This window comes from Sulfurihydrogenibium subterraneum DSM 15120, assembly GCF_000619805.1.
Lineage (GTDB): Bacteria > Aquificota > Aquificia > Aquificales > Hydrogenothermaceae > Sulfurihydrogenibium > Sulfurihydrogenibium subterraneum.
In genome coordinates this window covers 300,996-326,276 of record NZ_JHUV01000008.1, presented here as the reverse complement: position 1 = coordinate 326,276, position 25,281 = coordinate 300,996, and the positions used below count along the sequence as shown (strand labels likewise).

At 31.4% G+C, this 25,281-nt stretch carries 30 protein-coding genes; 5 read left to right on the top strand and 25 right to left on the bottom strand.

The features are described from left to right. Positions 1-13: 13 nt before the first annotated feature. The 8 genes from mnmE to atpB all read right to left on the bottom strand — a co-directional run bounded on the left by mnmE (position 14) and on the right by atpB (position 5,065). On the bottom strand, positions 14-1,357 hold the full coding sequence (gene mnmE, locus Q385_RS0102450; RefSeq protein ID WP_028950143.1) for a tRNA uridine-5-carboxymethylaminomethyl(34) synthesis GTPase MnmE: 1,344 nt from the start codon (positions 1,355-1,357) through the stop codon (positions 14-16). Beyond that, positions 1,354-2,898: a membrane protein insertase YidC gene (gene yidC, locus Q385_RS0102445; protein WP_028950142.1), complete on the bottom strand. Its 1,545-nt coding sequence runs from the start codon at positions 2,896-2,898 to the stop codon at positions 1,354-1,356. Before yidC ends, mnmE begins: the two co-directional genes overlap by 4 nt. A gap of 14 nt (positions 2,899-2,912) precedes the next feature. Then, positions 2,913-3,122, bottom strand: a complete 210-nt coding sequence (gene yidD / locus Q385_RS0102440; RefSeq protein ID WP_028950141.1) for a membrane protein insertion efficiency factor YidD — start codon at positions 3,120-3,122, stop codon at positions 2,913-2,915. Beyond that, a complete protein-coding gene (gene rnpA, locus Q385_RS0102435) occupies positions 3,104-3,451 on the bottom strand; it encodes a ribonuclease P protein component (protein ID WP_028950140.1) in 348 nt (115 codons plus the stop codon). The genes yidD and rnpA overlap by 19 nt, the downstream gene beginning before the upstream one ends. After that, entirely contained in the window at positions 3,444-3,587 is a 144-nt protein-coding gene (gene rpmH / locus Q385_RS0102430; RefSeq protein WP_012673723.1) for a 50S ribosomal protein L34, read from the bottom strand. Before rpmH ends, rnpA begins: the two co-directional genes overlap by 8 nt. 68 nt (positions 3,588-3,655) lie before the next feature. Next, a complete protein-coding gene (gene atpE / locus Q385_RS0102425) occupies positions 3,656-4,000 on the bottom strand; it encodes an ATP synthase F0 subunit C (protein WP_012674451.1) in 345 nt (114 codons plus the stop codon). Between the two features lie 26 nt (positions 4,001-4,026). Then, a complete protein-coding gene (locus tag Q385_RS0102420) occupies positions 4,027-4,425 on the bottom strand; it encodes a universal stress protein (RefSeq protein WP_028950138.1) in 399 nt (132 codons plus the stop codon). Between the two features lie 10 nt (positions 4,426-4,435). Beyond that, positions 4,436-5,065 (bottom strand): F0F1 ATP synthase subunit A, encoded by a 630-nt coding sequence (atpB, locus tag Q385_RS0102415; RefSeq protein WP_028950137.1) that lies wholly within the window; start codon positions 5,063-5,065, stop codon positions 4,436-4,438. 127 nt (positions 5,066-5,192) lie between these two features. Here atpB and bioB point away from each other — a divergent pair, with 127 nt between their 5' ends. Further along, positions 5,193-6,206, top strand: a complete 1,014-nt coding sequence (gene bioB, locus Q385_RS0102410) for a biotin synthase BioB (protein WP_037919426.1) — start codon at positions 5,193-5,195, stop codon at positions 6,204-6,206. On the opposite strand, the gene Q385_RS0102405 is transcribed toward bioB, so the two are convergent. Then, entirely contained in the window at positions 6,203-6,967 is a 765-nt protein-coding gene (locus Q385_RS0102405) for a carbonic anhydrase (protein ID WP_028950135.1), read from the bottom strand. The genes bioB and Q385_RS0102405 overlap by 4 nt on opposite strands. 95 nt (positions 6,968-7,062) lie before the next feature. Here Q385_RS0102405 and Q385_RS0102400 point away from each other — a divergent pair, with 95 nt between their 5' ends. Continuing rightward, the gene (locus Q385_RS0102400) at positions 7,063-8,292 is read left to right on the top strand and encodes an epoxyqueuosine reductase QueH (RefSeq protein WP_028950134.1); all 1,230 of its coding nucleotides are present in this window, start codon (positions 7,063-7,065) and stop codon (positions 8,290-8,292) included. Here the strand turns inward: Q385_RS0102400 and Q385_RS0102395 are convergent. The 7 genes from Q385_RS0102395 to Q385_RS0102365 are packed head-to-tail and all read right to left on the bottom strand — an operon-like array spanning position 8,258 to position 15,423. Beyond that, positions 8,258-10,201, bottom strand: coding sequence for a glycoside hydrolase family 15 protein (locus Q385_RS0102395; RefSeq protein WP_028950133.1), 1,944 nt, complete (start codon positions 10,199-10,201; stop codon positions 8,258-8,260). The two genes, Q385_RS0102400 and Q385_RS0102395, sit on opposite strands and share 35 nt — an antisense overlap. After that, positions 10,170-10,910, bottom strand: coding sequence for a pseudouridine synthase (locus Q385_RS0102390; RefSeq protein WP_028950132.1), 741 nt, complete (start codon positions 10,908-10,910; stop codon positions 10,170-10,172). Before Q385_RS0102390 ends, Q385_RS0102395 begins: the two co-directional genes overlap by 32 nt. Further along, positions 10,894-11,511 (bottom strand): 16S rRNA (guanine(527)-N(7))-methyltransferase RsmG, encoded by a 618-nt coding sequence (rsmG, locus tag Q385_RS0102385; protein ID WP_028950131.1) that lies wholly within the window; start codon positions 11,509-11,511, stop codon positions 10,894-10,896. Before rsmG ends, Q385_RS0102390 begins: the two co-directional genes overlap by 17 nt. Continuing rightward, complete coding sequence (locus Q385_RS0102380; protein WP_028950130.1) at positions 11,508-12,176, bottom strand: N-glycosylase/DNA lyase; 669 nt, start codon at positions 12,174-12,176, stop codon at positions 11,508-11,510. The genes rsmG and Q385_RS0102380 overlap by 4 nt, the downstream gene beginning before the upstream one ends. Next, positions 12,173-12,868 (bottom strand): helix-turn-helix domain-containing protein, encoded by a 696-nt coding sequence (locus Q385_RS0102375; RefSeq protein ID WP_028950129.1) that lies wholly within the window; start codon positions 12,866-12,868, stop codon positions 12,173-12,175. Before Q385_RS0102375 ends, Q385_RS0102380 begins: the two co-directional genes overlap by 4 nt. Before the next feature lie 40 nt (positions 12,869-12,908). After that, a complete protein-coding gene (gene hemC / locus Q385_RS0102370) occupies positions 12,909-13,835 on the bottom strand; it encodes a hydroxymethylbilane synthase (protein ID WP_028950128.1) in 927 nt (308 codons plus the stop codon). 49 nt (positions 13,836-13,884) lie between these two features. After that, entirely contained in the window at positions 13,885-15,423 is a 1,539-nt protein-coding gene (locus Q385_RS0102365; protein WP_028950127.1) for an ArnT family glycosyltransferase, read from the bottom strand. Positions 15,424-15,441: 18 nt separating this feature from the next. Here Q385_RS0102365 and uvrC point away from each other — a divergent pair, with 18 nt between their 5' ends. Then, complete coding sequence (gene uvrC, locus Q385_RS0102360) at positions 15,442-17,160, top strand: excinuclease ABC subunit UvrC (RefSeq protein ID WP_028950126.1); 1,719 nt, start codon at positions 15,442-15,444, stop codon at positions 17,158-17,160. Here uvrC and Q385_RS0102355 read toward each other — a convergent pair. The 6 genes from Q385_RS0102355 to Q385_RS0102330 are packed head-to-tail and all read right to left on the bottom strand — an operon-like array spanning position 17,117 to position 22,620. Continuing rightward, the gene (locus Q385_RS0102355) at positions 17,117-18,841 is read right to left on the bottom strand and encodes a peptidoglycan D,D-transpeptidase FtsI family protein (RefSeq protein ID WP_028950125.1); all 1,725 of its coding nucleotides are present in this window, start codon (positions 18,839-18,841) and stop codon (positions 17,117-17,119) included. The genes uvrC and Q385_RS0102355 overlap by 44 nt on opposite strands. Next, entirely contained in the window at positions 18,834-19,154 is a 321-nt protein-coding gene (gene ftsL, locus Q385_RS0102350; protein WP_028950124.1) for a cell division protein FtsL, read from the bottom strand. The genes Q385_RS0102355 and ftsL overlap by 8 nt, the downstream gene beginning before the upstream one ends. Further along, positions 19,154-20,035 (bottom strand): 16S rRNA (cytosine(1402)-N(4))-methyltransferase RsmH, encoded by an 882-nt coding sequence (gene rsmH / locus Q385_RS0102345; RefSeq protein ID WP_028950123.1) that lies wholly within the window; start codon positions 20,033-20,035, stop codon positions 19,154-19,156. Before rsmH ends, ftsL begins: the two co-directional genes overlap by 1 nt. Then, entirely contained in the window at positions 20,036-20,800 is a 765-nt protein-coding gene (locus Q385_RS0102340; RefSeq protein ID WP_037919423.1) for an oxygen-binding di-iron domain-containing protein, read from the bottom strand. Further along, positions 20,784-21,257 (bottom strand): hypothetical protein, encoded by a 474-nt coding sequence (locus tag Q385_RS0102335; protein WP_028950121.1) that lies wholly within the window; start codon positions 21,255-21,257, stop codon positions 20,784-20,786. The genes Q385_RS0102340 and Q385_RS0102335 overlap by 17 nt, the downstream gene beginning before the upstream one ends. Continuing rightward, the gene (locus Q385_RS0102330; RefSeq protein WP_028950120.1) at positions 21,250-22,620 is read right to left on the bottom strand and encodes a peptidylprolyl isomerase; all 1,371 of its coding nucleotides are present in this window, start codon (positions 22,618-22,620) and stop codon (positions 21,250-21,252) included. Before Q385_RS0102330 ends, Q385_RS0102335 begins: the two co-directional genes overlap by 8 nt. 44 nt (positions 22,621-22,664) lie before the next feature. On the opposite strand from Q385_RS0102330, the gene Q385_RS0102325 reads away from it, so the two are divergent. After that, the gene (locus tag Q385_RS0102325) at positions 22,665-23,531 is read left to right on the top strand and encodes a polyprenyl synthetase family protein (RefSeq protein ID WP_028950119.1); all 867 of its coding nucleotides are present in this window, start codon (positions 22,665-22,667) and stop codon (positions 23,529-23,531) included. A gap of 12 nt (positions 23,532-23,543) precedes the next feature. Further along, complete coding sequence (gene queF / locus Q385_RS0102320) at positions 23,544-23,915, top strand: preQ(1) synthase (protein WP_028950118.1); 372 nt, start codon at positions 23,544-23,546, stop codon at positions 23,913-23,915. Here queF and Q385_RS0102315 read toward each other — a convergent pair. The 3 genes from Q385_RS0102315 to Q385_RS0102305 are packed head-to-tail and all read right to left on the bottom strand — an operon-like array spanning position 23,912 to position 25,268. Beyond that, positions 23,912-24,352 (bottom strand): tetratricopeptide repeat protein, encoded by a 441-nt coding sequence (locus Q385_RS0102315; protein ID WP_037919420.1) that lies wholly within the window; start codon positions 24,350-24,352, stop codon positions 23,912-23,914. The two genes, queF and Q385_RS0102315, sit on opposite strands and share 4 nt — an antisense overlap. Next, on the bottom strand, positions 24,349-24,837 hold the full coding sequence (locus tag Q385_RS0102310) for a C39 family peptidase (RefSeq protein WP_028950117.1): 489 nt from the start codon (positions 24,835-24,837) through the stop codon (positions 24,349-24,351). The genes Q385_RS0102315 and Q385_RS0102310 overlap by 4 nt, the downstream gene beginning before the upstream one ends. A 32-nt stretch (positions 24,838-24,869) precedes the next feature. Then, a complete protein-coding gene (locus Q385_RS0102305; RefSeq protein WP_028950116.1) occupies positions 24,870-25,268 on the bottom strand; it encodes a PA2779 family protein in 399 nt (132 codons plus the stop codon). Positions 25,269-25,281 lie beyond the last annotated feature (13 nt).

The following is a 25,281-nucleotide window of genomic DNA, read 5'->3' as shown; positions in this document are numbered from 1 at the left end:
CCTTGGGTTAGTTTTATTTACCTATGCAGAATTTACTGAAAATATTACCTAAAACATCTTCTGTAGTTATCTGTCCTACTATCTCTTCTAAATAGTTAAGTACTTCTTGTAAATCTAACATAAGTATTTCTTTGTTTTCTATTAAGAATTGTATATTTACCAATATTTTTTCTATTTTTTCTATTGCTTGTTTTAAAAGTGTATAATGTCTGAGATTAATAAAAATTTCGTCTTCAGTTTCTGTAATTCCTAGAATTTCTACGATTTTTTCTTCTAAATCTTTTATTCCTTGAAGTGTGATAGTGCTAGTATATATTATAATATCAGATTTTTCAAAAATATCAAGTGGTTTTGTTATCAAATCTGCTTTGTTTATTACAACGATATGAGTTTTATTTTTAATTTCATCGTATATTTTTTTATCTTCATCTGTAAAACCCTCAGACCCATCTATAACAAAAAGAATAATATCTGCCTCTTCTATTTTTTGTTTGGACCTTTCTATTCCTAATTTTTCTATATACTCTGCCGTTTCTCTTATACCAGCTGTATCAAGTAAAATTACAGGAATATCTTTTATCTTTAAGGTTTCTTCTATAAAATCTCTGGTTGTCCCTTGATATTCTGATACTATTGACCTTTCATATCCGACTAATGCGTTAAAAAGTGAAGACTTTCCAACGTTTGGTCTTCCAACTATTGCTAGTTTTATTCCTTCTTTTATTAAATTACCTTTTTTGTAAGATCCAAGTAATTTATCTATCGATTTTTCTAAATTTAATAAACTTTCTACAATCAACTGAGAATCTATTTCTTCGACATCTTCTGGAAAGTTTATCTCTGCCTCTATTAATGATATTAAATTTAATAAAGTCTCTTTTAAAGCATTAATCTGTTTTGAAAGTTTACCTTCAAGTATCTTTACAGCTGCTTTTGATGCTTTTTCTGTTTTTGCAGATATAAGGTCTGCTATTGCTTCTGCTTGGGTTAAGTCTATTTTACCATTCAAAAAGGCACGGTAAGTAAACTCTCCGGGATTGGCTAACCTTCCTCCCAAAGCTATAACATTTTCTATAATTTTTTTAATAACAGGAACGCTTCCGTGGGGATAAATTTCTACAACATCTTCCCCTGTAAAACTTTTAGGAGCTTTAAAGTATATAAATAATCCTTCATCTAAAACAGATCCATCTAAGTCTATTATTTTTCCAAAGTAAGCTTTTCTTTCTTGTATTTCTTTGGGTAGTGTAAAAATTTGATTTCCTATTTTTAGAGCGTTTTCCCCACTTATCCGAACTATTCCTACAGCTGATGGGATAAGTGGGGTTGCGTTTGCTACGATAGTATCTTTTTTCATTTCTTCATATTTTTATTAATGATGAAGCTCTGTATTAATCCTAATATATTATTCGTAAACCAATATAAAACAAGTCCTGCAGGAAAGTTCATAAACATAAACGTAAACACACCTGCCATTATATACATAATCATCTTTTGATTTTTATCTGAGGAAGGTGTTATCCACTGTTGAGCTACCATAGATAGACCCATTAAAATAGGTAGTATGTAGTAAGGGTCTTTATCGGATAAGTCTTTTATCCAGAGAATAAATGGTGCATTTTTTAGCTCTACCGTAACCATAAGCACATTGTATAAAGCTATAAATACAGGAATTTGAACAAGAATAGGTAAGCAACCACTCATTGGATTTGCTCCAGCTTCTGCATAAAGTTTCATTATCTCTTCTTGGAGTTTTTGAGGGTCTTTTGCGTACTTTTTCTTTAATTTTTCTATTTCTGGAGCTAAATCCGCCATCTTTTTCATAGCTTTTAGAGATTTGTGGTTCAGTGGGAAGAATAGTATCCTTATTAAAATAGTAAGAATGATTATAGCCACGCCCCAGTTAGGGATGTAAGTGTAGAAAAAGTGTAGAAGTAAAAATAAAGGTTTTCCAAGTATTCCAAAAAATCCAAAATCTATACTGCTTCTTAAGTCTAAATCTACTTTCCAAAGGTTCTTGTAGTAATCCGTTATCTGTCCTAAGGTTGAGTAAAGTTTAGCACCGCTGTAAATAAAACCTTCAAAATCTGGGCTTATGTTAACTAATACAGCTGTAGTATCTTTAGCTACAGGAATTATATTAACTGTATTAGTTCCATTTTTAGAAGCAAATATTTGTAAAAAGTATTTATTTTCTTCCCCTGCCCACAAGATGTTGTCTCTTATAACTTTAGATTGTTGTAAATCCTTATCTACTTTAATTAATTCTTTATCAGTTTTTATGATTGCACCTTCGTGTCCAAAAGAACCCTCAGAATTTAAAGAGATTCCTGATAGTAATGCTACAGCAGTGTTCTCTATACCTTTAGTTTTTACAGATAAATTTATAACACCATCATCTGTAATAGTATAAATCTTTTCTATACTTACATTTTCTTTTTCTAATTTAAATGTAATTGTTTTATCGCTTTGTGATACTGTATACTCTGAAAAGTTTAGTATTTTTGTTAAATCTGGATTAGAGGTTATCAGCTCTCCTATAAATACTTTATTTTTCTTTGAAAAATCACTAATCATATCGTGATTATACTTCTCAACGTAAACAGAAGTTATCCTTCCTCCAAATGGAGTAAATTCAACATAACCAAACTTTGTATTTACCTTAATATTTTTGGAATTGCCTAAATTAAACCTTTCATTAGTTAGGATTAAATCAAAATTACCCGATGTATGTATTGGAGTATTTTGATTGGTAGCTTCTTGTTTTTGTACTGACTGTACGTTTTCTTTTTTCTTTTCTGGAAAAAGATATTGACTTACTAAAGAAAAACTTATAAATAAAAATGATATAACTGCAAAGAATATTAACATTCGTTTTTGCATATCTTCCTGCTGCATTTTCTCACCTCACTTTAAGGATAATCAACTCCACCTTTTGAAAAAGGATTACACCGTAAAACTCTCCATATAGCCTTTAAACTACCTTTAAAAAAACCATACTTTTCTATCGCAAGGATAGCGTAGTTAGAACAAGAAGGGTAAAATCTACACGATGGCTTTTTTAACGGAGATATATACTTTTGATAAAGTTTTATTAAATTTATTAAGAGTTTGCTAAACATTCTTTTTCCAGTTTTTCTAAAATACCTTTCAAATTCTCTTTTAGTTGATAAGATTTTAAATTAAGTATTTCAACTTTTCCAACGAATATAATATCACAACTTAAAAGATTTAGTTTAGGTAAGAGAAGCCTTACAGCTTCCCTTAAAAGTCTTTTTACCCTATTTCTTTGAGTAGATTTCTTAAAAACTTTTTTAGATGCAACAAAAGCAAACCTTGAATAACCGATTTGATTTTTTTTAAACACTACATAAAAGTATTGATTGCTGATTTTACTTCCAGCTTTAAACACATCTTGGATATCTTTTTTTTTAACGTTTCCATCAAGCAGCTAAACGCTTTCTTCCTTTTGCCCTTCTTCTTGCTATTATTTTTCTTCCAGATTTAGTTCTCATTCTTGCTAAAAATCCAGATACTCTCTTTCTTTTTTTGTTAGAAAGATGAGATTTTGCTTTCATATTTGCCATATTGACAACCTCCTTAAAATAAAATAAGGCAGCTATAAGCTGCCTTGTTAGATGAATAAGATATTATATTAGAACCCTGCTTTAGAGTCAAATATTCCTGTAAAGATGAAGATAATAGCAATTAATAATGCGTAAAGAACGAATGTTTCAATTAATGCCATACCAATAAACATAGTTGTTAAGAGCTTTGGACCCATGTTTGGGTTTCTTGCCATTCCTTCTAGAACACCTCTTATCGCATTACCTAAACCTGCAGCACCTCCACCAGCAGCTGCACCGATAGCTACACCTGCACCGATAGCCAACGCACCGTAGAATACAGCTCTTGCCATTGGGTCTCCTTCAGCTGCAAAAGCTGCTGAGACTGTTCCTGCAAGTACCATCAGCATTAACACTCTTGAAAACTTAACCATTATTTATACAACCTCCTATAAGTGATTTATTTTACAATTAATGTATTTACGTTGACTTTTTTATTTATGTATTCGTAATCATCTGTTATGATGAGTAAATCTGGCTTTTCTTCGCTTACAAACTTAGGTAAAGCATCTTTCACTCTTCCTGATATATCAACTATGACCTTTTTATCTCCATTAAAATCTGCTAATAAATCTTCTATTTTTTCTAAAGCACTTTTTTTACTTTTTTCGTCTGTATCTGGAGGAACTGGCATTCCGAAACTCGTAGCTACTTTTTTCATCATATAAACGTCAACTATTTCGTGGAATACTACAAGCTGACTATTATACTTCTTAGCTAAATCTTTTGCCAATTCTAAAGCTTTTAGAGACGCACCATCAAACTGTATATTAACCAATATCTTTTTAATTTCTACCATAGTCCCTCCATTAATGTTCAACGTGAGTAATAGCTCCAGCTATATAAACAGTTGTTAAAACAACGAAAACGTAAGTTTGTAAAAATACAGCAATAAGGTGTATTAACATTACAGGCATTGGAACTAAGAATGGAACAAGCATTATTAAAACAACGCTAACAAGCTCTCCACCTGTCATGTTTGCAAAAAGACGCAAAGCAAGGGTAACAGGTCTGCTTAAATGGCTTAACAGCTCTATTATAACAAATACAGGAGCCATAGCAGGAACAGGACCTAAAAAGTGTTTGAAGTAGTTTAAACCTTGTTCTCTTATACCTTCAAAGTTGTATATGAAAAACACCATTAAAGCCAAAGCCATAGTTGTATTTAAGTTAGCAGTCGGAGATTCAAAGCCAGGAATCATACCAAGAAGGTTTCCGAAAAATACAAACAAACCAATTGCAGCTATAAGCGTAAAGTACTTTCTACCTTTTTCTCCCATATTTTCTTTTATTAAATTATCTATAAACTGAATATAGATTTCAAATATGTTTTGAATTGGTGTTGGAATTAAAGAAGGTTTTTTAGCTAAAATTGAAAAAAGTATCGGTACTGCTATTACAACAATAACCGCCATAATTACATGGGTTTGAAGTTCCAACTTTTTCCTCCATCTGATAATTTACTCACTATCTTTGAAATATTATACAGGAATTTTTTAATGTTGTAAATCTTCTTTTTAGGTGGTAAACTATTTTAAAATAAATGGTTAACACAAAGAGGAGAAGATGGAATTGAATTTTATAAAAGGTCTTGCGGAAAGGGTTTTAAATGGTGAAAAGTTAACAAAGGAAGATGGTTTAAAGATATTATCCATAGATGACCAGTATGTGATGGACTTGGTTGAAGAAGCGGCTAAAGTTAGAGAGGCTGTTTTTAAGAATCAGATGGAGTTTTGTAGTCTTATAAATGCAAAAAATGGAGCTTGTAGTGAAGACTGTTCTTTCTGTGCCCAGTCTTCTCACTTTAAAACTCCTATAAATGCTTACTCTCTTGTAAGTAAAGACCAGATGCTTGAAGGTGCAGAAAAGGCAGTTATGATAAATGCAAATAGATACTGTATAGTGGTAAGTGGTAGAAGGGCAACAAAAGAAGAAGTAGCAAAAATAGCAGAAGCTGTTAAAGAGATAAACAAAACTTATCCTGTTAAAGTATGTTGTTCTTTAGGTACTGTTGATGAGGAAGATTTAAAACTTTTAAAAGAAGCTGGTGTTGACAGAATAAACCACAACCTTGAAACGTCGGAAAAATTCTTTAAAAATATTGTAACAACTCACACTTGGAAAGAAAGGTACGAAACAATAAAAAAAGTGCAAAAGGTTGGACTTTCAACCTGTAGCGGTGGAATATTTGGAATGGGAGAATCTGATGAGGATATTGTAGACTTGGCAATGACTTACAGAGATTTAAACGTTGATTCTATACCTCTAAACTTTTTAATGCCTATCCCAGGGACACCACTTGGATATACTCATAATCTAACTCCTTTAAGGTGTTTGAAAATAGTTGCCCTGTTTAGGCTATTTAATCCAAATGCAGAAATAAGATTGTGTGGAGGAAGGGAAGCAAACCTTAAAGAGTATCACGATATGGCTTTTGAAGTGGCAAACTGTTTAATGGCAGGTGGATACCTAACCAGAGCAGGAAGAGAACCAGGAAAAGACGAAGAAATGGCAAGAAGACTCGGCAGGCATCTTGTAAAGAATAGAGGGAACTTTAACAAAAATACTTTAAATACTTAATTATTCTCTAAAATATACCTGCTGTTTATAGGTTGAGTAGGTCTATTATTATGATGTTTCATAATAGATTTAAATAAATCTATCTGTTGGTTAGAGGCGGTAATAGTTTGTTTTAAAACAATCCATAAAACTCCTTCTGTACAAGGAGGAGTTGTTAAAGACCCTGAGTATGTATAGTAATTTTTAACAACTGGTAGTAAGGCATTTAGATTTATACTTCCATCAAAAACTTTACTACCTTCCTCTTTTGAAGCATTTTTGAACACTTTATCTAACTCTGGATTTGGTTTTCCTTCTTTAAAGAAAACCCCAATAACTGCTATATTTCCATCTTTATCTTTATGAACTAAATGCATTTCTAATGGATAATACTTACCATTTACAGTATGTTCACTTGGAGTATGAAAGTGAAACTGTTTTAAATGATACTCTTTACCTCTAATGTTTAGTTTAAAATCCTCTAAAACATTTACTTGAATGGTATGACCGTTATTTACTATTTCTGGATTAACTGCCTTATCGTATTTTATATTTAGTTTTTCTATTTTTGCGTGAACTTTATATTTATCCGAAATATCCACAGGGGATTGATTTTTTAAACTACACCAAAAGTATTCTGGATTTAATTTTGCCCAGTTTTCTGGTCCATTTTCTCCTTCATAACTCCAGTGATGTACTTCTGTATTTTTTTGTAAAGTCGCTTGTTCACCAGCAATAGAAACTATACTAAAAGATAAGATAGAAAGTATAAACCTTTTCATCTAAGACCTCCATATTTTTTAAAAAATTCTATCATAAAAATTTGGGGTAATTTATCCTAAAATATAATTAATAAAAATTTTAAAAGGTGATAAATATGGAAAAAATTCTTGTACATATATGTTGTGGTGTTGATAGTGTTTATGCTTTAAGAAAGCTAAAAGAAGATTATCCAAATAGCCAGCTTATAGGCTACTTTTATGACCCTAACATTCATCCTCAGGAAGAGTTTGAACTTAGATGGATTGAAACTAAAAGAGTCTGCGACCAACTAGGTATAGAATGTATAAAAGGTGATTATGAGTTAGATAAATGGATGGAAGCTGTAAAAGGTTATGAAAATGAGCCAGAAAGAGGAGAAAGATGTACAATATGCCACGATTTGAGACTTGAAAAATCTGCACAGATAGCAAAAGACCTTGGTTGTAGTAAAATTACAACTGTCCTAATGATGAGCCCAAAAAAAGATTTTGATGTTTTAAAAGAAGTTGGAGAAAAGGTTGCTAATAAGTATGGTTTAGAGTTTTTAGCTGTTGATTTTAGGAAAAATGGCGGAACCCAAATAATGAACAAACTTTCTAAAGAGGCTCAGCTGTATCATCAAAATTACTGTGGATGTATCTACGGTTTGTTTAGCCAAAGGAAAGATTTAGATTTTTATCCTGAGCTTGTGTCTTTTGGTAAAGGAAGGCTTGCAGGAAGCAGAGAGGAGCTTTTATTTGTAAAACAGATAAGACTTTTTGCAGAAAGTTTAGGTTTAAACTGTTTTGAAGAAGAGTTTAATTTTATAGGATGGAGATTGTTATCTTCCTCTGTAAAACTAAATAACGATTATATCCCACATAGAGTTTTACCATACTCTACAAGTATAAATGGAATTTTAAGAGCTTCTGTTTTAGATGTTAAAGAAAATAGTTTGATTTTAAATAAGAACAACGCAGAAATTTACCTTACAACAGATTTAAACGAACCTGTTTTAAAAGAACCAAGGTATATAACAAAACCTGTATTCTTAATAAAAGAGGAAGTAAAGGTAGGAGATAAGCTTGAATTACAGCTTAAAACTGAGTTTAACCCATCTATGAAATCTCAAAACCTTTATGTAGGAAATAGAAATACATTTGTAGATATTGCTGTGTTTTACAGTGATACAGACAGTGAAGGAAATCAGGGATATACTTTACAAGACATCTGCTACTTTATAAAGAACAATAAAGAAAAAATCGAAAAAGGAGAGCTATTAGTAGTAGTTTACGGATCTCATCTTATAGGTGAGATAGGAAAGAGATTTTCTACTCTACATACTCAGGTGTTTTCTGAAGCATGAGTTTTTTATTTAATTTTTGAACACTGTAGCAGAAAGAAGAGTGAGACCAAGTCAGTGGGCATACCGATAAAGGCTCTTCTGTAAAAGGATTATACTGTTCTGCTAAAAGCCCAGCCTGAGTTTTTCTCTTTAAAACCCAGTTTAAAAGTGAAAATGTTTTATCAAATAGACCAACTTCCGTGTACCAGTTTGCAAGCCACAGGGTTGTAATTATCCAAGGGTTTCCAGGGACGTTGTCGCTAACTCTATGGTAGTAATCATTTTCGTACCTTGCAAGTCCTCCTATCCCATCTTTTATCCAAAGTCCTTCTTCTATAGCTTTTACAGTGTTTATCATTCTATAATCTTCTGGCTCAACAATTCCAAACTCGTGTACTAAAAGTAGACTACTTTCTAACGTTTTATCCTTTATAAGATTGCCGTTTTTATCTCTGTATATACCTCTTAAAAATCTACCTGTTTCTTCGTCATAAAGATACTTTAAAATACCTTCTCTTATTTTTTCTGCTTCTTCTTTGTATATTAGACTCTCCTCTTTATTTCCAACTAAAGACGCTATTTTAGATGCAGCTACTAAACCAGCGTAAACTGTAGAAGCTGTATAGGTAAAAATTCCTCTTCTTTCTTCCCATAAATCATAACTTTCAAGTGGTAGATTAGTATCTGGGTCTGTGTAATTTGCCATAAAGTTTGCAGCTTTTCTGACAAAGCCGTTGTACATCATATCAATAAACTCAATATCTTTGCTGTTTAGATAATGGTTATATAAAGCCAATACAACTAAAGCTGTTTCATCTTCTTGAATAGGAAGCTGATAGTTTTCATCTTCATCACACCACGGATGCCAAGAAGACCCTGCTGTTCCATCAGGTGAGTATTTATGAAGTAGAAAACCTTCTTCTGTTATATGCTTTTTACAAAACTTATAAAACTTTTGAGTTAGACTTGTATAACCTGCATTGTCCAAAGTCATACATATAAAAGCTCCATCTCTAGGCCAGAGATAACTGTAATGGTCTTTATTAAATTTGTATATTGAGGTATCGTTTGCTGCAACAACAGCTCCTTCGTTATCAAAATGTGCCCTTATTATTAAAAGGCTTCTGTAGTACTGATTTTTTAAATCTTTAGATAGAGATGGAAGAAGCCTATCTTTTGTTTTTATCCATCCTTTCCAGTATTCATCAGTTTCTTCAAGAAGATGTTTTAATCCTTCCCTCTCTACTTTCTTTTTTATGTTTACTATATCTTCGTATTTTTTCCCTACTAAAATGTAGTAGAAAAATTCTTTAGACTCTAAAGGCTGAATCTGTCCTTTTACTCCCCAAGCACTGTCTATCTCTCCCTGCATTATTTTTGTTTTTGACAGATTTCCAGATTCTATTTCTTTCCATGCACCTATTTCGTGGTTCTTTTTTGATACTGTATATTCGTAATCTAAACCTTCTGAAGAGATGTATATGTATGTAGCTCCTTTATAATGGATTAATCCTTTTAACCTTGGGTCATAGTAAGCGGTATTACCAATTTCTGATTCGTTTAACCTAAAACAGTGATAAAAGAAAACTTTAAAATCTTGTTTTTCTGTAGATAAATTAGTAATTTTTACTTGGTGAATCAGAATATCACTGTATTTATGAATAGCAGTCGTAAAGTCTAACCTAACTTGTAATTCTTCTGATACTGCTTGCAGTTTAGCAACTAATGAATTCTCGTTATAATCAAACTTTTTTTGCCAAGATTTGTCAATCCATTTAAACTTTCCATTTACCCACACACCTATACTGTTTGCCTGAGAGTTTAAATGGTTGTACATTCCAACATAAGGAAAGTAAAAATCTCTTATAGCTAAATCTTTGTCTATATTTATGAAAAATTTACCGTTGCTTAACACTATCTCCTTTTTCATCTATGCTCCTTATCTCCTTTTCAGACAGGTATCTATACTCAAAAGGTTTGAGATTTTCAATGTCTATATTTCCTATTTTAACTCTAATTAACCTTTTTACTCTATGACCAAAACTATCCATAAACCTTCTTATTATTCTCTTTTTTCCACTATGTATCTCTACTAAAAGCCAAGTTCCATCTTTTTCTTTTTTTATCACTTTTATTTTATCAGGTTTGAAAAATCCATCTTCTAAAACAGTTCCTTCTTCCATCTTTTTTAAAGTCTCTAAAGAAACTTCTCCTTCTACTTTTACTTTATAGACTTTTTTAATCTCATTTTTAGGGTGGGCTACTTTGTTTGCAAATTCTCCATCGTTTGTAAGGATAAGTAATCCTTCACTGTTGTAATCAAGTCTTCCAACAGGAAATAGTTTGTAAGGTATTTTAAGCTCATTTAAAAGGTCTGTTAATGTTTTTCTTCCAAATTTATCTTTACCTACAGCTGACAGATACCCAACTGGTTTGTAAATTGCCAAGTATACTTTTTTTTCGGCAGGTTTTATTACTTTTCCTTCAACTTCTACAACATCTTTTTCAGGGTCTATTTTAATGCCTAAATCTTTTACGACTTTGCCGTTTACCTTTACTTTTCCTTCAAGGATAAGCTGGTCTGCCTTTCTTCTTGAACATATTCCAGACTTTGCTATGTATTTATTGAGCCTTTCCATCTTTTTGAATTACGATAAATTTTCTTTCTGGAAGTCCTTTGAAAAACATAGAGGTTGTGAAAGGTTTTAGCTCTTCTTCTACCTCTTTACCTTTCATTATAACAATAATCCCACCATCGACAAGCAAATTTTTACCAATTTTTAAAACTTCAAATGTTCCACCTGTTGCTCTACTTACAACTATGTCAAATTTTTCTTGGATTTCTTCAGCTCTTTTACACAAAACAGTGTATTTTAACTTTAATTCTTTTGATAACATTTCTAAGAATATACATTTTTTAGTGATAGATTCTATCAGGTAAAGGTCTATTAAATCTTGATAGTATATTTTAAGTGGTACTCCAGGAAATCCAGCTCCACTTCCAAAATCTGCCACTTTTTTTCCTGATACATCTATACCTTTTGCCTCAAAAAGTTTGACTAAGGTAAGACTGTCTAAAAAGTGTTTGATAACTATATCTTCTTTTTTTCGTATTGAAGTTAGGTTGTAAGCTTTATTCCACTTTAAAAGCATGTTTAAATAAATCTCAAATTTTTCAAGTTGCTGTTTAGATAACTCTATTGAGTTTTCTTTTGCCAGTTTTTCAAGTAAATCTATCATTTTAACACTTTACCTGTTTTAATGTAGAAAATGTATAAGTCTAATTCTGACTGAGTTAAATTTAAATCTTGACAGATTTTTTCAAGAGCTTCTTCACATTCTAAATATACTTTTTTTGTTATGGTTTTTCTTGGCTGGACTAATCCAGACTCAAATAAAAATCTTGATATGTGCCTGTCTATGATAGCTACATCGTCAAAGCCTACATTCCTTAAAAAGTGGGAAGCTTCTTTGTAGCCATAGCCATTGACTTTTTCTACAAGCTTTTCCCTTGCCTTTTTTCCACTGTTTTCTTTTACAATATCTTCTAAAAATTCTTTTAAATCTCTTAACGCTACTATTCTTTCTGATCTTTGCATTGCAAACCTATGTCCGTTAGACTGTATTATCTGATAAAGTTTCTCAATTGGATAGTTTTTAAATCCCTCTATTCCTACTTGTGCTTGAATTTTTATTCCTGCAGATGCTTTAAAGTTTGCTGTTAGTATACAAAAGCAAGCCTCTGAGAATACATCAGCTTGGTAGGGTTGTACATCTAAAAAAGGTTTAAAATCAAAAGTTGTAATACATTTATGTTTTAGGTTTTTAAACTGCTGGATTCTCTCTTTTACTTTGTCTGATACTTCTGATATCGCCTTTTCTATAGCTTCTTTAGGTGGAATCAAATCTTAGGAACACCTCTTAAAACATTATATCCATTGTAAAAAATACCTTCTGAGTCAACAAAAACATTGTGAACAATCTCTCTTCCTGATATTTTAACTTCTTTTCCATCGTATATTATCTTTAACTTATCTGCACTTCCTATAGTTTCAAATACTATTTTGTTGTTAAAGTGAATTGTTTTACTTTCTCCTTCTTTTAGATTGATTATACTTTTTTCTCCGTCAACAGAGATAGTAATCCACACGTCTCCTTCTGATACAAGGGTAATACTGTCTATAATTTTTTGGTCTTGGTCGACAGGATTAGATGAACTTTCGAGCTTTTCTGACTTTTGATTTACTGTAATATCTGCACTTTTTGAAAAGAAGTTTGCGTTTGCATAGATAAAGAGGGTTAATATTATTAATGTAAAAGTATGAGGCAAAATTTTAACTATTGGGTTTAATATTTTTAAGTTTATTTTAGGACTCTCTTCTAAAACTATCTGTTTTTCTTCTTGAGGAATGTCTATATTAAAGAATTTTAGTACCTTTTTTGCGTATAATTTTCCGTAAGGGTCTTTTGTTGCGTAGTTTTCATCATTTTCTAACTTTTCTAATATATATACTGGAATCTCAACTTCTTCTGATAACTGGTCTATACTTAGTTTTCTTTTTTCCCTCTCTGACTTTAGAATTTTATAAATTTCCACTTTTCGACATCCGTAATTTTTTTCTTAAATATTTATTCTATCACAAGTTATAAATTTTAGTTAATATTTCTTTACCACCTTTTTCAAGTAGTATGTTTGCAAGTTTTTGACCTAAATCTTTTGCTTGATTTGTATCTATTATCTTTTCAGATAAGCTTTCTTTTACAAAAGTTTTTCCTTCTAAATCTGCAATAAAGCCTGTTATGTAGATGTAGCCTTCTTTAATCTCACAGTAAGCTCCAAGTGGAACTTGACATCCTCCTTCTAATGTTTTTAAGAAACTTCTTTCTGCAGTTGCTCTTACAAAGCTTTCTTGATTGTTTATTGGCTCTAATATTTTCTTTATCCTTTCGTCGTCAACTCTTGCCTCAATACCTAAAAATCCTTGACAGACTGCAGGAACCATCTCTTGAGGGGAAAAGATGTAGGAAACTTTACTGTCAAGTCCTAACCTTTTTAATCCAGCGTAAGCAAGGATTATGGCATCATACCTACCTTCTTCAAGTTTTCTTATTCTTGTGTCAACGTTTCCTCTTAAATCTTTTATTGTCAAATCATTTCTCATTTTCATAATTTGAGATTTTCTTCTTAAACTGCTTGTACCTACCACTGCACCTGTAGGCAGGTCTTGTAAAGATTTATATTTAACAGATAAAAAGGCATCCCTTGGGTCTTCCCTTTCTGTAATTGCAACTATATCAAGTCCATCTGGAAGCTGTGTAGGAACATCTTTTAGAGAGTGGACTGCTATATCTATCTCTCCTTTTAACAATGCATCTTCTATCTCTTTTACAAATAGACCTTTTCCTCCTATTTTTGCAAGTGGAACGTCTAATATCTTATCTCCAGAGGTTGTAATTTTTACAAGCTCTACTTCTACGCCTTGAATTTGATTAATCAAGTTTGCTATGTAGTTTGCCTGCCAAAGTGCAAGTTGGCTTTTCCTTGTACCAATTCTTACTTTCAATATACTCTCCTTTTAAATTTTTTTAAATTATTATAACAACCAAGTTAGCTTAAAAGTTTTTTAGCAATACAGAAGTAGGATTTTCAAAAAGGTCTTTCTTTTTAACTATAACTTTTAAATTTTTTATATCTTTTAGCTCTTCTAAAAACTCTTCCCTTGTAAGTATGTTAACTTTACCTTGCTTTATAAACTCTTCTACATCTTTTGGACTCTCTAACTTAACTATTTTCTTTTTAAGATAAAAAGAAAAGGCAGGATTGTATCTTTTGTAGTAGCCGATTGGCAGGTTTTTGTCTATGTATGGTAGTATTATTTTTACAGAAGATTCTTTATCTACTCTTGGCATTAAAACAAAGAAGAAAACCAAAGTCATCAAAATAGAGGACAATGATAGAGAGATGATAACCTTTTTGACGTCTTTATAAAAGATTAATGATAATACAGCTCCAATTGTTAAAATAAAGAAGAAAAATGAGTATCGAGCTACTAAGTAAAGATTACTATCATTTTTTAAGGAAAAGTAAAGAGCAATAGGAAGAATCAACGTCAAGATAAAATAAAAAATTAAACTGTAAAAATATCTGTAATTTCTTAGCTTAACTAAAGTAAAACCTATCAAAACTGCCAACGAAGGATAGACAACAACTGTGTAGTTAGGGAGCTTCGTTTTAGATATACTGAAAAATAGCGTGTATATGAATACAAATAAAGACAGAAATAAAACCGTAGAGTTTGTTCTATTTTTTATAATTTCTTTTACAGTTTGTGGTAAAAATACACTAAAAGGAAGCATTCCAACAAAAACAAACAGAAAAGTTATTAAGAATATACCTCCATGTCCTTCCATAGAGTCAGAAAATCTTGATATGTTATGTTTTAGTAAAAATTCCTTAACCCAAACCCAGTCTGTCTTTAAACCTACAGCTATGTACCACGGAAGAGATATTAAAGTTATGATAAATAATCCTTTTAAAACATTCATACTTTTTAAAAATACTAAATCTTTTCTTAGAACCAAGAAAACTAAAATTGTAAAAGAAGGTAGAACAAGAGCAACTAAACCTTTTGAAAGTATTCCAAAACCTATACAAATATAAAAAAGCCATAAAAACAAATTTTTACCTTCGTTGTAAAAAGTATAAAAACTAAAAATAGCTGCAGTTAAAAAGAAAATTAAAAAAGGATCTGGGACAGCCATGTGAAACTGAAACACAAAGTGTAGAGAAGATAGAAGAATTAGATAACCTAAAAATGCTACTTTCTCATCAAAAACTCTTTTAGCAAAAAAGAAAGTGATTAAAACGGTAAAACTTCCAAACAACGAAGAAAAAAATCTTGCAGAAAATTCATTTATTCCAAAGATTTTATAGGCTATCATCATAAAGTAGTAATGCAGGGGAGGTTTGTCCGTCCGAAGCTCGTAGTTAAAGGTTGGAACTATTAAATCCCCTCTTTCTAACATCTCCCTTGCACAAGAGGCATTTTTTGCTTCGTCAAGGCTGAATATTGAAATACCCCAGATGTTAGAAACTATCAAAATAAAAGCAAAAAACCATAAAGTAAAATAAATTGAAAATCTCTTTTCCATGCTATAATTTATTCTATCATGAGTTATGAGTGGGCTTTAGATTTTATAGAAAACGCTCCCCAAGAGTCAGGGGTCTATCTTTTTAAAAATAAAAAGAAACAGTATATTTATATAGGTAAAGCTGTTAATATAAAAAACCGTTTAAAAAACCATTATCAACAGATAAAAACAGACCCAAAAGAGAGAAAGATATTTGCAGAAAGCAGTCAGATAGAGTGGATAATAACAAAATCTGACTATGAAGCTTTCGTCCTTGAAAATGAACTTATAAAACAGTACAAACCAAAGTATAACGTAAGGCTAAAATCAGGAAGTAGCTATCCTATGATAGTTATTACTGATGAACAATACCCAACAGTTAAAATAAGTAGAAAATATGGAGAGATTAAAGGAAGCTACTTTGGACCTTTTTTACCTGCAAAAACAGCAAGATACATGAAAGACCTTATCCATAAACTTTTCAAACTCAGAACCTGTGACCCCATGCCCGTTAGAAACATGGTGTGTTTTGACTATCATTTAGGTTTATGCTCAGGACCTTGTGCAAATAAAATATCAAAAAAAGAATATAACGAAGATGCAAAGGTAGCAAAAACATTTTTATCAGGAAACGTTAAAGATGTGCTTTACGACCTTTACGATAAAATAAACATTTACACTCAAAAACTTATGTTTGAAAAAGCTGGTATAGTAAGAGACCAGATAAAAGCCATAGAAGCTGTTGTTAAAAAACAAGAAGTATTAGGCATACCTATTCAAGAAGCTGACGTTTTTTACTTTATTGATAGAAGAGTTTTTCTTATAGTTGTAAGAGGTCATACTATAATAGGTAAAGAAGAACTGAAGATATCCAATCAAGATTTTGAAGAAGGTAGTGAAGTTTTTGTTTTAACTTCTTACTATGAAAACAACTACATTCCAGAGAAGATAATTCTAAACAAAGAGATTAAAGAAATTGAAAACTTTAAACAGTGGCTTTATCAAAGTAAAAATAAAAAAGTCCAAATAGATTACACAATTCCACAACAGATTAAAAACTTTATAGATAGAAATATAAACGTAGCAGACTTAGAGACTCTAAAAACTGCTTTTAAAGAAACATTTAACTTTCCACTTCCAAAAAGGATAGAATGCTTTGATATATCCCACTTACAAGGAGAGTTTACTGTTGGGTCTTGTGTAGTATGGGAAGAAGGTTATATGAATAAGAGAGAATATAGAAGGTTTAGAGTGAAAACAGTTGACAAAGTTGATGATTATGCTTCATTACGAGAAGTCCTTACAAGAAGATTTAAAAGATATTTAGAGATGGAAAATCCTCCCCAGTTAGTTTTAATAGACGGTGGAAAAGGTCAGCTCTCTCAAGGAATAGAAGTAAGAGAAAAGTTAGGCTTAAATATAAGAGTGTTTTCTATAGCAAAAAAGGAAGAGATACTTTACACTGATGACGGAAGGGAGATAAAGCTTTTTGACAATTTACCGCTTTTAAAACTTTTTACTCAACTTCGGGACGAAGCTCACAGGTTTTCCATCAGCTACAACAGGAAATTAAGAGAGAAAGAAGGACTAAAAAGCGTTTTAGACAACATAGAAGGAATAGGAGAAAAAAGAAAAGAAATGCTTTACAGAACTTATAAAACCCTTGATAACATCTTAAAAGCTCCTGATGAAGAGTTGAAAAAATTAGGTATCCCTACCTCTGTTGCTCAGAAGATAAAGCAGTATTTGAATTCTTGACCTTATCAGGTTTTTGTTTGTAGTAAAACATAATTCTGTCAACTAAATTTTTTAAAACTGTTGCAGAAACTCCACCTCCACCTATGTGCTCTCCGGCAAACTTAGGTTTTGGTTCGTTTGCAAATACCACAACAGTAAACATTGGTTTTTCTACAGGGAAAAACCCTGCAAACCAGGTGTACCACTTTGTGTTAGATAAAGCTTTTATTGCAGGGTCGTACTTTTGAGCTGTACCAGTTTTCCCTGCAATTGTGAAGAAATCTGATTTTCCAGATTTTGCTGTTCCATCCTCTACTACAAGTTTTAGTATTGGTTTTAATTTTTCAATACTTTCATCACTTAAAACTTTTTTTACAACCTGTGGTTGAAAGACTTTTACGTAATTGCCAGAATCTTCAGTTAAACCTTTTAGAAGCATAGGTTTTACTAAATATCCACCATTTGCAAAAGCTGAGTAGGCAACCCCAACCTGTAAGACAGTTGTAGTCCAGTTTTGACCTATAGATGCGTAAGCTATATTAACTGGTCTGTAGTCTTCTTTTAAAGAACCGCTTGCCTCTCCCGAGAATATTCCTGTTTTCTGACCAAACCCTAAATCCCTTAGTCTTTTATAGACAGCTTTTGAGTCTAACCTTAATGCAATCTTTATTGCTCCTACGTTAGAAGAGTGCTGAATTATCTGAACAGGAGTAAAAAATCCAAATTTTTTATGGTCTCTAATCCTTACCCCATCTACATATATTGCACCATTTTGACAGTCTATTATCTCATTTAGATTAACCTTTTTTTCATCTATAGCTTCTGCTAAAAATATTGGTTTTGCAACAGAACCAACTTCATAAGCGTGTTGAAAGACGATGTTTTTCCTGTATTTATAAGCTTGATAGTTATTAGGGTCGTAGTTAGGGTAAGACGCAGCTGCCAGTATTTCACCAGTGTAGGGATTCATTATTAAAACAGCAGCTTCTAAAGGATTCCTTTCTTGAACTAGCTCCATTAAAGACTCTTCCGCTATGTGTTGAACGTTCATATCTATAGTTAATACTGCGTTGTAGGTTTTTTTCTGGATATCAGCTTTTTCAATTGCTATAAGATTTCCTCTTGCATCTTTTAAAAATCTAAGTTTAGCTTTTCCTCCACCTAAGTAATCGTTAAGTTGATATTCCATTCCTTCAAGTCCAAGTCCAGTCTTTTTACTAACAAAACCTATAACGTTTCCTGCTGTAAATCCAAAAGGATAAAATCTCATACTGTTATCTAAAATTCCAATGTTCCATTCTTTTAGGTCAAACCTAACTTTTTCCAGTTGTGGTCTTAAAGACTTATCTACGTTAGTTGCGATTATAGTGTAGTTTTTTCTTTCATAAAGAGTTTTTCTTAATTCTTCATATGGTATTTTTAAAAGTAATGAGAGCTGTTTTGCTGTATTTTCTTTGTCTTTAATGTATTTTGGAATAACGTAAACAGACAATGTAGGAATACTTATAGCAATAAATTTTCCATTTCTATCAAATATAGTACCTCTTGGTAAAATTATCTCTTCTTCTTGATAGTACTGTCTTTCTATTCTTTTTTGAAACTCTTCTCTCTCAAAAACCTGTATCTGTAAAATCTTACCTAATACAATTAAAAATGAAAAAGAAAGTACCGCGAGAATAAAGTAAGTTTTTTTTTCACTCATTTACATCTATAAACTTAACCTGATTATAATCTACCTTTTTCATTCCACCTTCTTCTTTTGCAATTTTACTTATTCTTTCAGGGGAAGAAAGGACTGTTATCTGATTTTTTAGTTTAAAGTTTTCTGCGATAAGATAATTTTTTTCAGCATTTAGTTTGACTATTTCCCTATCTATTTTATAATTTAGCTGGCTGTATAATACTAATGCCAAAAGAGTAATCATTATAACTATAAGGCTAAGTTTATGTCTTGAAAGTCCTAATTTTACATCATTTAAAACTTCATTTTTATTTAAAATTAACTCTCTTATCATTATATCCTCCTTGCCACTCTCATTTTTGCACTTCTTGAAGCCGGATTTTCTTTAATCTCGTCTTCTTTTGGTGTTATTGGTTTTTTCGTCAAAATTTCCAAAAACTTTAACTCTTTGTATTTTTTAAATGTATTTTTTACTATTCTGTCTTCTAAAGAGTGGAAGGAGATTGCAATTATGATTCCTCCTTTTGATATTATGTGAATAGCCTTTTCTAAAGCTTCCTCTATCTCTACTAATTCATTGTTTACCTCTATTCTTATAGCTTGGAATGTTTTTGTTGCAGGGTGTATTCTTGAATGTCTTAAATTAGGAGGGTAGGATTTGTATACAATGTCTGCAAGCTCTTTTGTCGTCTCTATTTTCTTTTTTTTTCTATACTCTACTATATTTTTAGCTATTCTTTTTGCAAACTTTTCTTCACCGTATTTGGATATTATGTTAAAAAGCTGAGATTCTGAGTAGTAATTAACAACATAGTACGCTGTTAACTCAGAAGATGTATCCATCCTCATATCTAATGGTTCTTCTCTTTGAAATGAAAAACCTCTTGGAAGTTTAAGCTGAAAGTGAGATACTCCAAAGTCAAACAAAACACCTACAATAGGATTTACATTTAAATCATTTACAACTTTATCTATATCTTTAAAAGAAGACTTTATTAAAGTAAATCTTCCTTCAAAATCTTTGAGCTTTTCTTTTGCAACTTTTAGAGCATACTCATCTTTATCTATACCTATCAGCTTCAGATTTGGATTTTGCTGCAAGATAAGGTAGGAGTGTCCACCTCCTCCAACCGTTGCATCTATAAAATAACCTCCTTTTAAATCCTTCGTAAATTCTAATACTTCCCTATGTAATACAGAATAATGCTCTATCAACTATACCGTTAGCCTTTTTGTAGGTATTTTGTAAACTTCGTCCATTATATCAATACCAGTCTCTAAGTTTTCAACCCAGTTTATAAATTTGTTAACCATATCTTTACCTTTAAAAATTGCTCCGTGTTGAGGAGCTATTGTCTCTATGTCTAACTGTCTAACCATTTTAGCCCAGTTTTTCAATGCCCTTCCGCTGTTTATGTACCTTCTGTGGAAACCTTCCATATATTTTATATGTTCTTCAAAGTTTTGAACATACATATAATCCTGCCCTAAAGAAGCTCCCAAGTCTCCAGAGTATAGTATTTTTGAGACTGGGTCGTAAACCTGAAAATTTCCAGGTGAGTGAAGCCAATGAGCAGGAAGTATGTAAATGTCAGTATTACCAAGTTTTATTATTGCCCCTTCATCGTCAAGTCCTATTATTCTATCTGCAACTAACCTGTCTACTCCAAAATGAGGTATAAATCTAAGCCAAAGTTTAGATGCAAGAGCGTTAGCCTTTGTTGTCATAAGCCATCCGTTTGCAGCTGCAACTATATCTGGGTCTTGATGTGAAAAAAATATCCATTGAAGGTTATCAACACCTATTATAACTCCTATCTCTTGAAGAAGATGTTTAAATACTTTATGTCCTCCTGGGTCAAGTATCATACCTTTTCCACTATCAACTATAAGATGGACGTTAGCCTGAACCATCTCACCGTGTCCAAAGTCTTCTAATAAAAAGTTTTTATGTGTACCGTTGTCAAATAAAGTTTCCATCCACATCCTCCTTTTTTTTCATAAAGTTAATAACTTTTTCGTCAATTTTAAAAAGTTCATCAAATAAAAAATGCTCTAATTTTGGTTTTTTTCTATTTTTTTTGTATAGTAATTCTGCTATTTCTGGATATTCTTTTACATATTTATAAAAAAAAGGTCTTCCTAAACTGTCTCTAAATCCTGATAGTATTATTCCTATAAGTAAAAGGTCTATATCTATCGTTGGGTAGTTATCGTACATACATAAAGCTAAAGACCCAACAGATGCTGTCCTTTCTAATATACCGTGTTGGTAATTTCTTGTTTTTTTATCTTTTGCTTTTTCGAAAAGTTCTACCATATCTTTATTTTCAAATATTTGATTTAAAAGTTCTCTATATTTTGGTTTTTTGATATTGCTTTTTATTACTTCTATCTGATGCCGTAAAAAGTCTAAAGCGTACGGGCTTTTATTCACCTTCTAACAACCTCTTATTTATCTTAATTTTTGCTTTCTTTTTAAGATTGTCTAAATACATTTTGTATATATCGTTGAATTTTTGTGCCTTAATCATAGGCTCTATAGTTTTTTTCATCTCTTCCATTTTATCTTTATCTGGCTCTGTAATTTGAGAGAGTTTAAATATTAAAATGCCATTTTCTGTGTTTATAGGTTTAGAGCTTTCTCCTACTTTTAGTCTGGTGATGTTATTTAAACTGTCTGGTTTTATTCCATATTTTACAACAAACTCTTGTATGGTTGTATCAGAAATTTGATTTTTTTCTGCTGGATTGTTTGAAAGTAAAGCTGTGATGTCTGTTGTTTTATGTAGTTGTTCTACTGCTTTTTGATATTCTTGTCTTTTTAACTTTTCTGTAATCTCTGATTTTATCTCTTCAAATGGTTTAGATTGTGAAACGTCTCCTTTATATATACCGATGTAGTATGCATCGTTTGTTTTAGAGAAAGAGACTTTTTTATCTTTTGAAAGGTCTAAAACGTCTTGAGGTATGTTTTCTGGTTTTTTATCTTCGTATACTTCACCATCAAAGACTTTTTCTACTTCTGTAGGAATGTTTGATAAATTTCCATTTTTGGCTTTCATAAATAAATCTTTTGCTATACTTTCTGCCTTTTCCTGTCCTGCCTTGTTTATATCTATTTTATAAACTTCTACTTTTTTCCCTTCTTTTAATGTGTAATCACTTTTATGCTTTTCATAGTAATCTTTTATCATCTGGTCTGTAATTACAGGTTCCTTTGGTTTTATTAATGTTACTTCCCCTGATATTTTTGTAAGTTGTTTTTTTGTAAATGTTTCTACTTCTTCATTAGATACGTATAACGTTGATAGTAGTATAGACCTTAAGTTATTTACTGTAATTTGTTTTTGAAGTATCGCTTCAAAACCTTCTGGTGTTAGACCCAGAGAGTTTATAATTTGGATGTAAGTGTTTTTATCAAACTTTCCATTTACTTGAAAAGCTGGGATGTTAAGAAGCTCCTCCTTAACTTGCTCTTTAGTTGCCACTATACCTTCTTTTTCAGCTTCTTGATAAATCAGCTCGTTTTCTATAAGGGTTTCTATAGCTTGTTTTGCTATCTCTTTTTTAAAAGGAGTGATATCTATATTTTGATTTTGTAGGTTTCTTCCAATCATTTCATAGGTATAATTAAACTCGTAAATAGGTATCTCTCTACCGTTTACCTCTGCAGCTCCATTTATCTCTCCGCTTAGTTTGTATATTATAACTGCAACTACAGAAGTAGCGACAAACGCAAATGCTGTTATGTATAAAACAATATTTTTCCACTTTGAGCCTGCGATTTTGGTAAACAAGCTTTACTCCTTTAAATTTTTGAAGAATATTATATAATATTTCCATGGTTGATATTAAACTCTACTTAAAAAAACAAGCTGAGCTTATAAACAAGCATTTAACAAACTTTATTCCAAAAGGAATACCCAAAGAGCTTTTTGATGCTATGGAGTATTCTCTAACAGTTGGTGGTAAAAGGATTAGGCCTATTTTGATTATAGAGTCGGCAAAATCTGTAAATCCTGATGTTTATATTGAAGATTTTATAGATGTGGCTCTAAGTGTTGAGTTTATTCATACTTATTCTCTTATTCACGATGACCTACCTGCTATGGACGATGATGACCTAAGAAGAGGAAAACCTACCTGCCATAAAGTTTTTGGAGAAGCTATAGCAATTTTAGCTGGTGATGGGCTTCTTACTTATGCTTTTGAGTTGATAAGTAGTAATAGAAAGATTAGTCCTGATAAATTATTAAAAGCTATAAACGTAATATCTAACAGTGTTGGTGTTTACGGAATGGTAGGTGGTCAAGCAGGAGATATTTTAGAAAATTTTAAAGATATAGACTTTATCCACACTCATAAAACAGCAAAGTTTATATCTGGATGCTGTCAGGTAGGTGGCATTTTGGCTGGAGCTTCACAGAAAGAAGTGGAAAATCTCAAAAATTATGGGCTTTACGTAGGAATTGCTTTTCAGATATGGGATGACATACTTGACGAAATAGGTGATGAAGAAAAAGTAGGAAAAAAACTTCATAAAGACAAAGAAAAGAATAAAATAACCTATCCTTCTGTTTACGGACTTGATGAATCGATAAAAATAGCCAAAGATTATGTTGAAAAGGCAAAACAAGAAGTTAAATACTTAAAAAATCCTGATATACTAATATCTATAGCTGATTACATTGTAAGTAGAGAACTTTAAAGAGGTGGTCTTATGAAGTATGGAGAAAAGGAGATATTAGAATCTCAGTTAGAACCTTGGCCTAATCCATACCCTGAGAGAAACTATACGATAGATATAACTTTTCCTGAATTCTCCTGCCTCTGTCCAAGATCTGGATATCCAGATTATGCTACTATAAGAATAACCTATATACCAGACAAGTATATAGTGGAGCTAAAATCATTAAAGCTTTATTTAAACAAGTATAGAAATCAATACATATCTCACGAAGAAGCTACAAATAAAATATACGAAGACTTATATAACCTATTAAAACCAAGAAAGTTAGAAGTAATAGGAGACTGGAATCCAAGAGGCAACGTCAAAACCATTATAAAAGTAAGTAGTGAAGATAACCCTTAATGATTAAGCTTTTCTAATATTTTTTTGTAGGTATCTTCATAATTAGGGTCTTTTTTTAGGGAAAGTGCTTCTTCTATATATTTTTTAGCTTCTTCATACCTTCCAAATTCATATAAAACATATGCTAAATTGTTTAATGTGTCTGGATTTCTCTCTTTTTCTAAGGATTTTAAGTAATATTCAATCGCTTTTTCTTTTTTCCCCATCTTGTAATATAAATTTCCAAGATTAAAGTAAGGCAAGTACCAGTTTTTATCTTTGTTTATAGCTTTTTTGTACTCTTTTTCTGCTAAATCAAACTCTCCTTTCTTTTCGTAGATAACTCCTAAATCATTATGCTGGGAAGCTGATAGTGGGTCGTCATAAACAATAATTTTAGGAAAAGAGCAAGATGATATAAAAAATCCAAGTAAAATTAGAACAATACTTTTTCTCATCTGTAAACCACTAATATTGTTTTTCCCATCTTTCCCCATTTTTCTTCAAACTCTTGGTAAGGGATAAAAACTTTTTCTTCGTATCCAGAATGTACAAAAAATCCTTTTTCGTTGTATCCAATGATTACAACATAATGAGGTTTAGAAACAACCCAAAAACCTAAGTCTATCAATGCAATGACAGGCTTTTTCTCATCTATAAATGTTTTAATTTCATTAATATCTGATTTTTTCAAAATGGTTTTAAAACCGTTTGACTTAGCAAAATTTTCTAAATCTGTTATTAAAGCACCTTTTAATTTAGGATTGTAAACTTCTTTTCCAATTTCTTCTTGAGATATTTCTAATCCGTAGAAATTGAATACCGAAGATAAAGAGGCAGGTCCACAAAACTCATCTTTTTGTTTTACAAAAGGAACGTTTAAAAGGACTTGACTAAAAGATACATTAAATAAAAATAAAATAACAAAAAAAATTTTTTTCATAATAGTAAAGGGAGGCAAACCTCCCTACTATATTATCTGATTATTATTTCTTTATTTAAAAGTTTAAGAATAACTATGATAAGTAAAACAATTATAAGAACGCCTATAACTGCACCTATTGCATCACCACCTGCTAAAACTTTATCGGAAGCCTGCGCTAACATATGTATCTGTTGGTCGCTCATTTTATCTAACTTTTGTTTAACTTCTTCATCTGTTAAACCATAAGCTTTTAACTTCTCTCTAACAAGCTGGTTTTCTAATGCTCTTTGAATTTTATTAATTTCAGCTTCTCTTTGGTTTTCAATTACAGATTGATTTTGAGACATAACTGAATCTACCATTGCGGCAGGAGCAGGAGCTGTTGATAATAAAGTCATATAACCCGCCATAGCAAAAGCAATACTTGCTTTTTTAAATTTGTTAATCATTTTACCTACCCCC

Coding starts and splice junctions, on each gene's coding strand:
- atpE (WP_012674451.1), bottom strand. CDS start 4,000: ATGGTTAAGTTTTCAAGAGTGTTAATGCTGATGGTACTTGCAGGAACA.
- mnmE (WP_028950143.1), bottom strand. CDS start 1,357: ATGAAAAAAGATACTATCGTAGCAAACGCAACCCCACTTATCCCATCA.
- Q385_RS0102365 (WP_028950127.1), bottom strand. CDS start 15,423: ATGGAAAAGAGATTTTCAATTTATTTTACTTTATGGTTTTTTGCTTTT.
- Q385_RS0102400 (WP_028950134.1), top strand. CDS start 7,063: ATGGAAAAAATTCTTGTACATATATGTTGTGGTGTTGATAGTGTTTAT.
- Q385_RS0102355 (WP_028950125.1), bottom strand. CDS start 18,841: ATGAGTGAAAAAAAAACTTACTTTATTCTCGCGGTACTTTCTTTTTCA.
- Q385_RS0102395 (WP_028950133.1), bottom strand. CDS start 10,201: ATGAAAAAGGAGATAGTGTTAAGCAACGGTAAATTTTTCATAAATATA.
- Q385_RS0102420 (WP_028950138.1), bottom strand. CDS start 4,425: ATGGTAGAAATTAAAAAGATATTGGTTAATATACAGTTTGATGGTGCG.
- yidC (WP_028950142.1), bottom strand. CDS start 2,898: ATGCAGCAGGAAGATATGCAAAAACGAATGTTAATATTCTTTGCAGTT.
- uvrC (WP_028950126.1), top strand. CDS start 15,442: ATGAGTTATGAGTGGGCTTTAGATTTTATAGAAAACGCTCCCCAAGAG.
- Q385_RS0102305 (WP_028950116.1), bottom strand. CDS start 25,268: ATGATTAACAAATTTAAAAAAGCAAGTATTGCTTTTGCTATGGCGGGT.
- yidD (WP_028950141.1), bottom strand. CDS start 3,122: ATGTTTAGCAAACTCTTAATAAATTTAATAAAACTTTATCAAAAGTAT.
- Q385_RS0102310 (WP_028950117.1), bottom strand. CDS start 24,837: ATGAAAAAAATTTTTTTTGTTATTTTATTTTTATTTAATGTATCTTTT.
- Q385_RS0102340 (WP_037919423.1), bottom strand. CDS start 20,800: ATGGAAACTTTATTTGACAACGGTACACATAAAAACTTTTTATTAGAA.
- rpmH (WP_012673723.1), bottom strand. CDS start 3,587: ATGGCAAATATGAAAGCAAAATCTCATCTTTCTAACAAAAAAAGAAAG.
- ftsL (WP_028950124.1), bottom strand. CDS start 19,154: ATGATAAGAGAGTTAATTTTAAATAAAAATGAAGTTTTAAATGATGTA.
- Q385_RS0102315 (WP_037919420.1), bottom strand. CDS start 24,352: ATGAGAAAAAGTATTGTTCTAATTTTACTTGGATTTTTTATATCATCT.
- queF (WP_028950118.1), top strand. CDS start 23,544: ATGAAGTATGGAGAAAAGGAGATATTAGAATCTCAGTTAGAACCTTGG.
- bioB (WP_037919426.1), top strand. CDS start 5,193: ATGGAATTGAATTTTATAAAAGGTCTTGCGGAAAGGGTTTTAAATGGT.
- Q385_RS0102390 (WP_028950132.1), bottom strand. CDS start 10,910: ATGGAAAGGCTCAATAAATACATAGCAAAGTCTGGAATATGTTCAAGA.
- Q385_RS0102325 (WP_028950119.1), top strand. CDS start 22,665: ATGGTTGATATTAAACTCTACTTAAAAAAACAAGCTGAGCTTATAAAC.
- rsmG (WP_028950131.1), bottom strand. CDS start 11,511: ATGATAGATTTACTTGAAAAACTGGCAAAAGAAAACTCAATAGAGTTA.
- Q385_RS0102405 (WP_028950135.1), bottom strand. CDS start 6,967: ATGAAAAGGTTTATACTTTCTATCTTATCTTTTAGTATAGTTTCTATT.